The organism is Sorangium sp. So ce1014 (genome assembly GCF_051521505.1).
Lineage (GTDB): Bacteria > Myxococcota_A > Polyangia > Polyangiales > Polyangiaceae > Sorangium.
Window position 1 is genome coordinate 8,849,238 of the sequence record NZ_CP150356.1, and the last position, 12,818, is coordinate 8,862,055.

At 72.3% G+C, this 12,818-nt stretch carries 8 protein-coding genes; 2 read left to right on the forward strand and 6 right to left on the reverse strand.

The features are described 5' to 3' along the window. Positions 1-37: 37 nt before the first annotated feature. A complete protein-coding gene (locus WME75_RS33550; RefSeq protein WP_437479381.1) occupies positions 38-241 on the reverse strand; it encodes a hypothetical protein in 204 nt (67 codons plus the stop codon). A gap of 470 nt (positions 242-711) precedes the next feature. Between WME75_RS33550 and WME75_RS33555 the strand changes: the two genes are divergently transcribed. Further along, positions 712-3,879, forward strand: a complete 3,168-nt coding sequence (locus WME75_RS33555; RefSeq protein ID WP_437479383.1) for a DNRLRE domain-containing protein — start codon at positions 712-714, stop codon at positions 3,877-3,879. A 334-nt stretch (positions 3,880-4,213) separates the two neighbouring features. Beyond that, on the forward strand, positions 4,214-7,147 hold the full coding sequence (locus tag WME75_RS33560) for a Kelch repeat-containing protein (RefSeq protein WP_437479384.1): 2,934 nt from the start codon (positions 4,214-4,216) through the stop codon (positions 7,145-7,147). A 268-nt stretch (positions 7,148-7,415) separates the two neighbouring features. Here the strand turns inward: WME75_RS33560 and WME75_RS33565 are convergent, their stop codons facing one another. The 5 genes from WME75_RS33565 to WME75_RS33585 form a co-directional block, all read right to left on the reverse strand. After that, a complete protein-coding gene (locus WME75_RS33565) occupies positions 7,416-8,498 on the reverse strand; it encodes a hypothetical protein (protein ID WP_437479386.1) in 1,083 nt (360 codons plus the stop codon). 59 nt (positions 8,499-8,557) lie between these two features. Then, a complete protein-coding gene (locus WME75_RS33570; RefSeq protein WP_437479388.1) occupies positions 8,558-9,487 on the reverse strand; it encodes a hypothetical protein in 930 nt (309 codons plus the stop codon). Next, complete coding sequence (locus tag WME75_RS33575) at positions 9,484-10,056, reverse strand: RNA polymerase sigma factor (RefSeq protein WP_437479390.1); 573 nt, start codon at positions 10,054-10,056, stop codon at positions 9,484-9,486. The genes WME75_RS33570 and WME75_RS33575 overlap by 4 nt, the downstream gene beginning before the upstream one ends. A 57-nt stretch (positions 10,057-10,113) precedes the next feature. Next, positions 10,114-11,181, reverse strand: a complete 1,068-nt coding sequence (locus tag WME75_RS33580) for a hypothetical protein (RefSeq protein WP_437479392.1) — start codon at positions 11,179-11,181, stop codon at positions 10,114-10,116. Positions 11,182-11,334: 153 nt separating this feature from the next. Then, entirely contained in the window at positions 11,335-12,756 is a 1,422-nt protein-coding gene (locus WME75_RS33585; protein ID WP_437479394.1) for an AAA family ATPase, read from the reverse strand. Between the last annotated feature and the right edge of the window lie 62 nt (positions 12,757-12,818).

Sequence of the window (12,818 nt, forward strand, 5' to 3'; positions counted from 1 at the left end):
GCGCGGCGAACCCTGGGTGCCTGCGGGACCTGCGCGGCTACCTGACCAGCCGCACCACGACGAGCTCGCGCTGCCCGCCGACGGGTCCGAAGCCAAAGTCGCCGGGGCCGTCGAGCTGGCCGGCGAGGTAGACGGCGACCGTCACGAGCGCCGCCGCGAGGAACCAGCTCGCTGACGGCCCGCGCCGCTGCCGAAGCCCGCGCCCGTCGCACCTGGGCCGCCCGATGATCGATACCCCCATGAGGCCGAAGCTATCACGGATACCCGAGCGCCCCCCCCCGCGCTTCCTGCGCATACGCCCCGTGGAAAACATTACCGCTCCGGCATCCTTCGGCGCTCGCCAGAGATGGCCCACCGGCGCTTGTCAGAAAGGGTCCGGCCTTCCTCGACCACGCGTAGGCCCGCGGACTGTTCGTGGATGCCGCGCGTGTCAGGTCACCGAGGGACAAGGCGCGTGTCGAGGATCAGGTCGCGTACGTGCGTGAGAGTTGACATGTCTGCACTGGCCGCGCGACGATGAGCGGATCTCTGTCCTGATCCTTTTCAGCAATTCACGCCGCGCGCTCGCCTCGAACGACCGCTCGTGACCGTGGGGCACCACGACGCCGGCCTTGCGCCCGGCGAGGCTTGGCGCGGCTCACCACAACGAACGTCAGGGGAAATCTCCACATGAGAAACAAGACGAAGAGATTCCAACTATTATGCGCCGGAGTGACGGGCGCCCTCGCGGCCGGGTGTGCGGTCGATCCCGGCGGCGGTGGCGCCGAGGGCGTCGCTCGAGCGGCGTGGGCGCTCTCGACCGATGGACAGGTGTGCACGACGGTCCAGCGCGGCGCTGGGCCGGCAGGCGTGGCCGACGCCGTGCTCTGGCAGAGCTCGCCCAGCTGGAACGACGGCGCGAGCGTGACGCTCAGCACGGGGACGAGCGCGGGCGGTGGGCTCCGGCGCAGCCTGCTCCGGTTCGACCTCTCCGGCCTGCCCGCGGGAGCCGAGGTCGTGTCGGCGAGCCTGTCGCTCTCGCAGACCTTCAAGGGGGTCGACAGCACGGTCCGCGTCCACCGCGTCACCGACGCCTGGGAAGAGTCGGCCGTGACCTGGGCGAGCTTCGGCGAGGCCATCGACCCGGCGGTCGCCGCGTCGTTCACCTCCGGCGGGGGCTCCGGCTTCCGCTCGTCCGATATCACCGAGCTCGCGCGCGCCTGGGTGAGCGGCGAGGCCGAGAATCACGGCGTCCTCATCGAGGAAGATCCGGTCCAGAGGACCGACTTCCGGAGCAGCGAGAAGTCGGTCGTCGAGGACCGGCCGAAGCTCGACCTCTGCTATGTCACTTGCGACGACGGGATCCAGAACGGCGGCGAGAAGGGCGTCGACTGCGGCGGCTCGTGTCCCTCCTGCGACGGCCAGTCGTACGACGGACCGCCGGGCGGGAGCCCGATCGATCTCTCGGGGACCGGGGCGACGTACCCGTGGTCGGTCGGGGACGTCAACGAGCTACCCGAGGGCGTCGCGCGGCAGGGCACGCACCAGCCCTGCACGACCAGCGAGGATTGCCAGTTCGACCAGTACTGCGAGCACCCCGCGCAGGGCGCGTGCGCCCACGATCCGTGCGAGACGGGCCTCTCGCTCCTGTCGACCTGCAGCGGCTGCGTCGCGAAGGTCTGCGAGGCGAACCCGAACTGCTGCACCCAGACGACCATCCCGGCCGACTGCGGGCATGACGCCTGCGAGGATGCCCCCGGCGTCGCGACCCACATGACCGCGACGTGCGGTGACCCGTGCATCGCCAATATCTGCGCGGCCAACCCGCTCTGCTGCGACTTCAGGTGCACGTCGACCGCGCAGTGCGCGACCGTCTTCGGAACGGGCTTCACCTGCCCTATCGTGCTGCCCGGCACCCCGCGACGTTGCAGGCCGCCCAGCGGCGTGTGCCCGCCGGGAAGCGTCACTTCCGACGGCAAGTGCGCGGGGACCTGGAGCTCAGAGTGCGTCGATCTCGTGGCTACCGAGTGCCCTGGGAAGACGTGCGCCCCACCGACCCAGGTCTGGGACGCCACGTGCGTCGGCCTCGTAGACCAGCTGTGCGGCACCACCTGCAGCGCCGATCCGGACCAGCAACGAGGCCTCTGCAAGGGCTACCTGCCGAACCAGACGAACCCCGCATGCACCGGCGTGGATCTCACGGTCGGCGTGCCCTGCGGCGGGACGATCCCGGTCTGCAACCGCGGCAACACGCCGGCGCCCGCGGGCATCGCGATTCACCGCTACGCCGCGGGCGCGGGCCAGCTCCCCTCCTCGGCCCCGAGCCAGGTCCTCGACTCCTGCAGCCCGAGCGGCGGCACCCTCGCCTGCACGACCGCGCAGCCGATCGCCCCGGGCGAGTGCATCAGCGTGGCCGGCTGCACGGGCGTCGTCGACGACATGGAGCTCATCGTCAACCCGCCGGGCCCGGGGCACATCGCCGAGTGCCAGTGCGCCAACAACGGGAGCATCTATCAATCGGCCATGTGCGAGTCGCCGGGCTGCATCGCCACGGCCAGCGTCTCGCTGATCAGGCCGGCCACCCTGTTCGTGGCGCTCGATCGATCCACCTCGATGGTGCAGAACTCGTCGGGAGACGACGTGAGCGGCTCCCGATGGAACCCGGCGCGCGAGGCCCTCAGGGAGTTCTTCCGCGATCCGGCGTCGGCGGGGCTCGGCGTCGCGTTCCGGTTCTGGCCGCACGCCAACCCCGGCCCTTGCGACAACAACCCCGAATGCCCGGACCCCGGCGGCGAGGGCTGTGCGCTGCCGCTCGTCCCGTTCAACGGCGCCGCAGCCGACAGGTTGACCGAGCAATCCGCGATGATGGGAGATCAGCAAGAGCTCAAGCTCCTGCAGGCGTTCATCAATTTCCCGACGGCCTACGGCGATACGCCGATGTACCCGGCGCTCGACGGCGCCACGACCTGGGCGATCAACTACAAGACCGCCCACCCCGAGGAGGAGGTCGCGGTCGTGTTCGTGACCGACGGCGTCCCGTCGCACTGCGACACCGTCCCGAACCACATCGGGGACCTGGCGGGAAACGCCTTCGAGAACCACGGCGTCCGCGTGCACGCGGTGGGCTTCGGCAATTCGAACGCGGAGATCATCAACAACATCGCCGCTCGCGGCGGCGGACAGGCGTACAACCTCACCGCAGGCACGACGCTGCAAGGCAGCCTCCTCGACGCGCTCGTCTCGATCCGCGGAGAGGCGCTCCCCTGCGACGTGACGGTCCCCCTCGCCGGCGTCGCGGATCCCACCTCGGTGTCCGTCGTGCATGTGGACGGCGCCGGCACCGAGACCCCCCTCACTCCCCGGCCCGCCGGGCTGGGCAGTTGCGGCAGCGGCTGGTACTTCGCCGACGCGACGAACACGAGCGTCAAGCTCTGCCCGCAGACGTGCGCCGATCTCCGCGACAGCCCGGGGAAGGTCCGCGCGGCCGTCCCGTGCGCGGCCGCGAGCGTCACGCCCATCACCACGAGCTGGGAGCGCTACCACGGCGTCTGCCCGCCGGGGACCAAGGCCCGGTGGGAATACCTCACCTACAGGACGGTCACCCCGGATGACTCGAGCGTCGAGCTCTTCGTGCGATCGGCAGACGACCTCGCCTCGCTCGACGCCGCGACCGTGACGCTCGCCGCCACCGCCCACGCTACGCCCGGCGACACCCAGCTGTGCGATGAGACGTCAACGCCGCCGTGCGCGGTCGATCTCGCCGACCTGCTCGGAGAGCTGCCGGAGGCGCAAGCGAATTACCTGGAGCTCCAGGTGAGGCTCAATCCGACGAGCGACGGCACGGGCGGAGTTCAGGTGCAGGATTGGGAGATCGGCTATTCGTGTCCTGACGCGGAATGAGCCGGAGTAGGACCGCGAGATCTGCGGTGGACGCGCGCCACGTCATCCTCTCGCACCCAAGCCCTGCGCACTGACCCGCTCCGCCGGCATCGCGTGAGCTGACCGCTCATCGACCCCCCGCGTCCCACTCCCGCGCGCGAACCGCCTCCCCCGCGCGCCTCTAGCTCCCACGGCCACAGCACTGGAGAGGGCGCGGGGACCGGATGGGCCCACGATCACGCGCCAGGCGGCGTCCCCGCGGGGCTTGATACGGACGGAAACTCCACGGTTCCCTGTCCGCCGCGGCGGTCGCTTTTTGTTGACAGCCAAGTCGCCGAGGCCGCTATCGTCTGATGTGCGTTCAACCTCATTCTTGCACCGCCTCGCCCCCGTCCTCCTCGTCGCGTCGCTCGCCGCGCCGCTCGGATGCACTGGCACCGATGTCCCACGAAGCCGCGCAAAGGAGCACGGCATCGGCGCGGCCGCCGCCGCGCTCACCGCGCCACGCTGGGACGCGGCGCCGCCGATGAACGTCGCCCGGAGCAGGCACACGGCGACACGTTTGCTCGACGGGAGGGTCCTCGTGGCGGGCGGAGCGAGCGCCACGGCCGAGGTGTACGACCCCGTCACGACGACATGGTCGCTCGTCGCGCCGATGAGCACGCCGCACACGGACCACACCGCGACGCTCCTTCCGGACGGCCGGGTCGTCGTGGCCGGCGGCGTGACCGACGCCGTCGAGATCTACGACCCCACCACGGGCACGTGGACGCTCGCCGCGCCGCTCCTCGCGCCGCGCGAACGCCACACAGCGACGCTCCTGCCGGATGGCCGGATCCTCGTGGCCGCCGGCGAGTACGAAGAGTGGGTGATGAGGTCGAGCGAGATCTTCGATCCCGTCACGAATACGTGGACCGCCGCGGGGTCGATGGCGCTGGTGCGCTCCTCCCACACGGCCACGCTCCTGCCGAACGGCAAGGTCCTCGTGGTGGCCGGGGTGGACGCCTCCGGCGAGCCCATCGGCAGCGCGGAGCTCTACGATCCGGCCACGGGCACGTGGACCGCCGCGGGCTCGATCCAGAACCGGGAAGGGCACACCGCGACGCTCCTCGGCAATGGCAAGGTGCTCGTCGCCGGCGGTTACACCGATTACGGCGGTGAGGGGTTCACCTCCGCGAACCGCAGCGCGTCGCTCTACGATCCGGCGAGCAATACCTGGACGCCCGCGACGCCGATGAACGTCACCCACCACAGGCACACGGCCACGCCGCTCGCCGATGGCCGGGTGCTTGTCGCCGGCGGCGGCGCGCTCACCGAGGTCTACGATCCGGCGAGCGGGAGGTGGTCGCTCGGCAAGTACCTGAACTCGGGCCGGAGCGGCCACACCGCCACGGCGCTCGCGGACGGGCGGGTGCTCGTGGCCGGCGGCGGGAGCACGAGCGTCGAGCGGCTCACCCTCGCGGTCCCGGGCGATTCTTGCCTCTTCGCGGGCGAATGCGCGAGCGGTTTCTGCGTCGACGGGGTCTGCTGCGATGCCGCGTGTGACGCGGGCTCGTGTGACGCGTGCGCGGTGAGCGCGGGCGCGACGGCGAATGGCACCTGCACGCCGCTGAGCGGCGCCGTGTGCGGCAGCGCCGACGGCTGCACGGCGAACGGCGTCTGCCAGGCGGGCGCTTGCGTCGGGGATGCGCCGGTCGGCTGCCTGCCCGCGTGGACGCCGGCCGGGGACATGCCCGTGCCGCGACACGACGGCACGTGGGCCGAGCTCACCGATGGCCGCGTGCTCGTGGCCGGCGGGTACGACAACGACTGGAACGATACCCTGTCCGCGAACCTCTACGATCCGGCGACGAACGCCTGGAGCGACGTCGCGCCGCTCTCGCACGCGCGCCGCAAGCCCGCGTCGATCCGGGTCTCGACCGGCGAGATCCTCGTCGTGGGCGGTGATTCTCCGTCGACGGCCGAGGCCTACGATCCGGCGAGCGATACCTGGACGCTCACCGGCGCCATGGTCGCGCACCACGCTCCGAGCGTCGCGCCCTTGCGGCTCTCCGACGATCGTATCCTCGTCGTGGGCGGCGGGACGGCGGTCGCCGAGCTTTACGATCCGGCGACGAAATCCTGGGCTGCGACGGGCTCGCTCGGCGTCTCGCGCTCGGGGCACTCTGCGGTCTTCTTGCACAACGGGAAGGTGCTTGTGAGCGGCGGCGCGGGCAGCCCGGCGACGGCGGAGCTTTACGACCCGGCCACGGGGACGTTCTCCCCGGCCGGGACGCTGACCTTCGCGCATTCCGGGCACAGGGCGACGAGGCTGCTCGACGGCAGCGTGCTCGTGGTGAGCGGCGACGGCGCCGATCGGTATGACCCGGCCACGAATACCTGGACGCCCACCCAGGCGTTGCTCATGCCGCCCGCCGATTTCACGGCGGTGCTGCTCGGCGATGGTCGGGTGCTGGTCACGGGCGCGCCGAACGTCCCCCACGCGCAGGTCTACGACCCGGCGACGAATGACTGGACCGTGACCGGGCCCCTGGACGTCGCGCGCCGACGTCACACGGCCACGCTGCTCGGAAATGGAATGGTGCTCATCGCGGGCGGCAAGGAGTGGACGGGCGGCAGCGAGTGCGCCCTCCGCAGCGCCGCTGTGTACAACCCCGTGACGAACGGCTGGTCGACGGTGCAGAACCTGAGCAGGCTACGGGACGCGCCGTCGTCCGTGCTGCTCGATGGCAATCGCGTCCTTGTCTTCGGGGGGTTACGGGCAGGTTGCTCGTCCGGAGACGGCGACCCCGAGGCGCACGGAAGCGCGGAGATTTACGAGGGCGGCGTCACCCCGGAGGGCAGCGGCGGAAGCGGCGGCGCGGGCGGCGCCGGCGGAATGGGCGGCTCCGGCGATTCCGGCGGAACCGGTGGCGAGGGAGGAAGCGGCGGCGGAGGCGGCGCCGGTGCCGGTGGAATGGGCGGCTCCGGCGGAACCGGCGGAACCGGTGGCGAGGGAGGAAGCGGCGGCGGAGGCGGCGCCGGTGCCGGTGGAATGGGCGGCTCCGGCGGAATGGGCGAGGCCGGCGGCGGCACCGGCGGCACCGGCGGCACCGGCGGCACCGGCGGCACCGGCGGCACCGGCGGCACCGGCGGTCAGGGCGGTATGGGTGGCGTGAGCGGCACCGGCGGCGGCGAAGAGCCGGGCGGTGGCTGCCGCGCTGCCGGCGGATCCGCGGCTAACAGCGGGCGCGGCTTCGCGGCCCTCGTGGCGCTGGGCGCCGTCCTCGCGCGCCGCCGCAGGCGCTGAAACGCAGAAGGCCCGCCATGGCCCGCAGTGGCCGCCCTCGTCCTCACGCCGCATTCCCTCGCCACCTACAACGCCCTGAAGACGGACCCGACGCCACGACCGGCCTCACGCCCACCGAGACCGAGGCCCGCCTCGAGAGCCCCGCAGGCCTGGCCGCGGCCTCGGGGGGAGGTTGCGACAGCGGCCCGCTACGGCCGCTGGCTTGTCGAGCTCGACTACGCACCCTTCAAACCCGCCGCCCCCGGCGTGGACCCCCCTTGCGCCGGGCCTACGGCTGCTTGTCGAGATAGTAGGTTGTTTTGTCCTCGAGCTCCGAGAGGCTCTTGAGGCGGAGGATGGCCGTGTCGACGGGATCGAGCGTCACGGTGTAGGGATAGACGGTGAGCTGGCCCGGGGCCCCTCCCAGATTGGCGAAGCATTCGTCGGCGGTGCAGTTGCACACGTTGTTGTAGGGCATGACGCAGAGCTCGACGCGACCGCAATCCACCCGCTTCTCTTCATCCAGGGATTGGCCCGCGTAGCAGCCCGCCGGTTCCTCGCAGCCCGTCTCGCCGGTGACGAAGCTGTAGACCCCGTCGTCGTACATGCAGGCATAGCAGTGGTGTGAGTGCGGAGAGGGGACGGGCGTCTGCGCTGCGCACCAGCCCTCCCACACTTCCATGACCCAGACGTGAAACGACATCTCGCTGCCGTGACCGCTCTCGGCGACGACGGAGTACTTGAAACCAGGGTATTTCTTCAGGTACCGGAGCCCGAAGATATCTTCGGCGTCGTTGTCCTCCCTGCTCGTGAGGTAAGGTTCGTCAGGGTCGGAGATCGGAGGAAGGTCCGTCGGTTCCCCGAAGAGGAGCGTGCCCTGGCCCTTCGCGTCGAGCACGATCTCGACGCGCGCGGGGCCGCTGCCGGTCACCCATGTTCCTGCGAGCGGCGCGACGGCGAGCTCCGCGCTCTGGAGGGCCGTGTCGTGCGCGGCCTTCAGCGCCATCCCGATTTCCGGACACTCCTCTTCTGCCGGCAGCTCTTGTCCTTGGTTGGTCTCCACGTAGTCTTGGCAAAGCTCGGGCGGGATCACCTCTGTCCCGCCCATGCCCGTCGCGGTGGTGTCCCCGCCGCCCCCCACAGCGCTGGTGCCTGTCGGGGAGCCGCCCGTGCCCGTCGCGGTGGTGCCCGGCGGGGAGCCGCCCGTGCCCGTCCCGGTATCGGGACCACCCCCCTCGCTGGACGCGTCGCCAATCTGGAGCTCCATCCCGCAGCCGCCGAGGAGCGGCGAGGCCGCCGCAAGCGAAGCGAGAAGGAAGAGGTTCGCGGCGCGCCGCGGCAGCGAGGCGCGCGAGGAGAAGCGATTCGACATGGGTCATCTCCATCGAAAGGACCGCATCGTGCGGTCACTGGGTACGTGGAGAGATCGGCTCAATTTTTTGGAGATGGTTCCTCGAGGCCGAGCGATTCGAGCCTGCCGCGGTACGCGGAGCCGGGGAACCGCTCGAGCAGGCTCGCGGCGCGGGCGCGCGCCTCGCCCGCGCGGCCGAGGGCGAGCAGGGCGCGGATGGCGATGATCTCGCGCTCCTGACCGAGCGCGCCGGTGGGGAAGCGCCGCGCGTGCTCGACCGTGAGCGCGAGGGCCGAACCAGCGTCGGTGGCGAGCGCGTCCTGCGCGCGATGGAGCAGCTGAACCTCGGTCTCCGCCTCCTCGGCGGCGCCGGCGGAAGGCGGGCTCGCGCTCGGGGGAGCCCCGCCGCTCGGCGCGCCCGGCGAGGGGATCGCCGCCTCCTCGGCGCGCGGCGCGGCGGTGCCCGCGCGCGGGAGGAGCTCGTCGTGCGGCGCGGTCGCGCTCGAGGGCTCACGCGCCGCGCCACGGCCGGCCTCCGATCGAGCGTGTCCAGCGCCGTCGAGGCCGGGCTCCGCGGGCGGCGGGGGGGTGGGCGTGGGCGCGGCGACGCTCGGCCAAGCGGCGCTCGCGATGGCGCTGGGCGCGGCGTCGCGCGGCGCGGTGGCGGCGTCGCGCCACCACACGCCGCCCACGACGCCGAGGCCGAGCAGCGCGCCGAGGAGCGCGCTGGAGGCCACGGAAGGCCCCGCGGCGGCCGCGGTGAGGTGCCCGGGCGCGAGCGGAGGCGACGGGGGCAGCGAAGCGACCTGGGGCGCCCCGGCCGGCGGCGAGGCGCCCGGCGGCGAGGCGCCCGGCGGCGGGAGCGGCCCGAGCGGGAGACGCGCGGCGAGGCGGGCAAGGTCGGAAGACCCGGGCAGCTCGCGCTGACCCGCGCGCAGGACGGCGCGCACGGCGTCGGTCGTGTCCGAGGACGCATCGAAGAGCCGCGGCGGATCCTTCGGTTTGCTCAAGGCATCCTCCTCTCGGCCGTGGCGCGTCGCAGGGCGGCCTCGACCACCCGGCGCGCCGCGTAGAGCCGCGCGTACGCCGTCTGGAGCGGGCACCCCACCGCCTCGGCGACCTCCGTCATCGGCAGCTCCTCCAGCTCGAAGAGCACGAACACCGCGCGCTTGTCGTCGTCGAGCGTCTGGACGCACGCGTCGAGGAGCGCGCGCGCCTGATGGTCCTGGAGCGCCCCGTGCTGGTCCTCGGGCGCTACCTGGTCGGGCAGCTCGGCGCGCGTGGACTCACGGCGCCGGTGGGCGCGCTTGCGGTAGTCGGCCGCGACCCGGATGCAGATGCCGTAGATCCAGGTCTGGACCGAGGATCGCCCCTCGAAGTTTGCGAGGCGTCGGTGGACGATCATGAAGACCTCCTGACAGACGTCCTCCGCGTCGGCTTCATGGACGCCGAGCCGCCGCAGCGCGCGCCAGACGAACGGCGCGTGTTCGAAGAAGAGCTGCTCGAAGGGCGGGACCGGGCCTCCCGGCGCGGAGATCGCGCGCGGCCGGCCTTCGCGCGCGGTGGCGAGCAGGGACATGCGCTGGGGTGAGTGGACGCGCGGCGGACGCGTTTTGAAAGAATCGGCGCGGCCCGGTCACGGCACCTCGAGGCCGAGGCCGAGATCGAGGATCGCCGATACCGGCGACATCTGGAAGATATCGTGTCGCGCCCCCGCCGCGTCGGTGTAAAAATAGACGTCCCGCACGGTCGGCACCGCGATCCCGAGCCCGACGGCCCCGAACAGCGGCCCCACGAAGCGCCGCCGCACGCGCGTGTCGAGGCTCAGATCGAACACGAGCCGCTCGTGGCGGAACCTGCGCGGCACCGCGGGCCCCTCGACGCGCAGTGATCCGAGCATCGCGCCGACGCAGCCCGAGAGCGCCGTCCCGCCGCGCACGATCTCGATGGGGCACACGGACAGCCTCCCGTAGGCGAGCGAGAACGCCGGCGATCCGGGCGCCGCGCGGACGTCGGGGCTCGCCCAGAGCACGCCGCCCAGCTCGAAGCCCGGCCCGCGCGGCGGCATCGCGTGCGCGCGCACCCCGACCCCGACGCTCGCGGGCCCGGGCACGAGCCCGAGCCCGCCCACCGCCTCCACCGCGCCTCTCACCCGCCAGGAAGCGCTCGGCGCCGCTGGAGCCGGCGGACACGCCGGAAGCGCGGCGGCCGCCTTCGCGGCAGGGGGTAGCGGGGCGGGCCGCACCGCCGTGCCCGCGCCCGGCGCTCCCCCGCCGGCGCTCGCGGCCGGGCTGCCGGCGGCGCGGGGGAGCACGAGCGAGGCGTCGGGGTCGACGAGCAACGCGATCACGAGCTCGAGCTGATCGTCGATCGCCCGACAATCGACCTGATCGGCCTCGATCTCCCGCGATCCGATCGCCATCCCGCCCGCGCCGAACACGCGGATCGCCGCCCGCCAGACGCCGGCCTCCTGCGAGCGCTCAATCCACCCCTCGATGGCCACCTCGCCGAGGGTGGGCGGCACGAACGCGACCCGCCCGAGCCGCCGCTCCACGGCGAGCGCGAGCGTCCGCGCGTCAACGCACGACTCGGCCCCAGGCATTCGCACCCATGCGAGCGACGAGGTGCGCGGTCCCGCATCGGCAGGACGATTGAAGGTGCCCAGCGCAGCCCCGACGAGGAGCGCGAGCGCCGCGGATCTCATGCGGCAGCTTATTCAGGCGATCGTCGAGACCGTCAAGGAACGGCGCACGGTTTGCTCGCGAGCGCGCTGCGTGAGCTGTACGGCCGCAAGAGCCAGATGGTCTCTACCGAGCAGCTGATGCTGCCGTTCGCCGAGCTCGGCGTCCGGGGGTGATCACGAGGGGCGGTGGGCTTGAGCGCCGAGGAGGCTCCGGGTGAGCGGCCCCCCGTCGACGAGGAGCTCGTGCAGCGCCTCGCTGAGGTGCTCCTCGCCGACCGAGATGCCGCGCCCCGCGTCGGCCGCGAACAGCGCCGCGCGCCTCAGGAGCTCGCGGATGAATGCCGCGCTCACCCCCTCGGTCCGCGCGATGAGCGGCGCGAGAGCGTCGCCCCTGAGCGCGAGGCCACGCCCGTAGAACGCGAGCAGCTGCCGCCGGCAGTCGGCGTCCGGCAGCGGGATCTCCACGGCGAGATCGATCCGCCCCGGCCGCGTCGCCAGCGCCGGCTCCAGGGCCTGCGGGCGGTTGGTGGTCAGGAGGAAGATCACGTCGGTGTCCTCCGCGAGGCCGTCCATCTGGTTCAGGAGATCGAAGAGCAGCGGAGAGCGGCAGCTCGAGTCCGCGCTGTCGCGGTCCTGAGCGATGATATCGACGTCCTCGAGCACCACGAGCGAGGGCTGGAGCGACCGCGCCATCGCGCAGGCCTCCCGGAGGAGCTTCACCCCGAGCCCGGTGAGGAGCAGGGTGGTGCGCTCCCGCATCTGGCCCGCCAGGTACATCGCGGTCAGGGTCTTGCCGGTGCCCGGGGGCCCGTAGAGGAGCAGCCCGCGCTTCAGATGTCGCCCCGAGGCGAGCAGGGTCTCTCTGTGCCGGGAGAAGCCGATGGTCGACCGCTCGAGCCGCGCGAGCAGCGCTTCGGGCAGGATGAGCGCGTCGCGCTCGATCCGCGGGAGGCTCTGGAGCTCGATCTTTGTCCCGGGCGAGAAGCCGTCCGTGGTCTCGCTCAGGGTGACGATGCGGCTGCGGTAGACGTTGAGCCGGCGCATCAGGACGCGGAGCTCGGCGAGGAGGCGCTGGGCGCGCTCGTTGTCCCCCGCCATCACCTCGATGGTGAGCTGGCTGCGCCGGAACCCGGCGTCGCCGGGGCCGCGCACCAGCAGCGCGAAGCTGTCGCCCCCCTGGCCGAAGAGGTAGATGCCGCCGGCGACGCAGGCGATGACGCGCTCCTCGTCGAGGCGGACGTTGCGGTACTGCACGGGCCCCTGCGAGGGCGGCGCTCCGCCGAACCCGGGCATCGCCGCGGGCGGCGAGAGGAGATCGGGGAGGCTCACCCCCCGGAACATATCGCCGCCGGAGACCCCGAGCAGCTCGGAGGTGAACCCGCCGTTGCGGAGGTGGGTCTCGATCGCGAGCTGGAAGTTCGGGTGGTCCGAGGCCGGGAACTCCTCGGCGACGACGGGGAGGGCGCGGGGGTCGGCGCCGAAGTGCCCGCGGAGGAGGCCGAGGAATAACGGCTCCTGCGCGGCCTGGGCCGCCGCCATCGCGCCCATCAGATCGGTGAGAGAAGGGGTGGGGTTCTGGGGCTTGTCGTTGGCCATGGTCCTGTCACCGGCGTGGGGTGGACAAGCTATCACGAACGGGTGAAGACGACCGCCGGTCG

What these genes read in the sequence shown, in the direction of transcription:
- WME75_RS33575 (WP_437479390.1), bottom strand. Translation starts at nt 10,056, where the DNA reads ATGTCCCTGCTCGCCACCGCGCGCGAAGGCCGGCCGCGCGCGATCTCC.
- WME75_RS33565 (WP_437479386.1), bottom strand. Translation starts at nt 8,498, where the DNA reads ATGTCGAATCGCTTCTCCTCGCGCGCCTCGCTGCCGCGGCGCGCCGCG.
- WME75_RS33580 (WP_437479392.1), bottom strand. Translation starts at nt 11,181, where the DNA reads ATGAGATCCGCGGCGCTCGCGCTCCTCGTCGGGGCTGCGCTGGGCACC.
- WME75_RS33550 (WP_437479381.1), bottom strand. Translation starts at nt 241, where the DNA reads ATGGGGGTATCGATCATCGGGCGGCCCAGGTGCGACGGGCGCGGGCTT.
- WME75_RS33585 (WP_437479394.1), bottom strand. Translation starts at nt 12,756, where the DNA reads ATGGCCAACGACAAGCCCCAGAACCCCACCCCTTCTCTCACCGATCTG.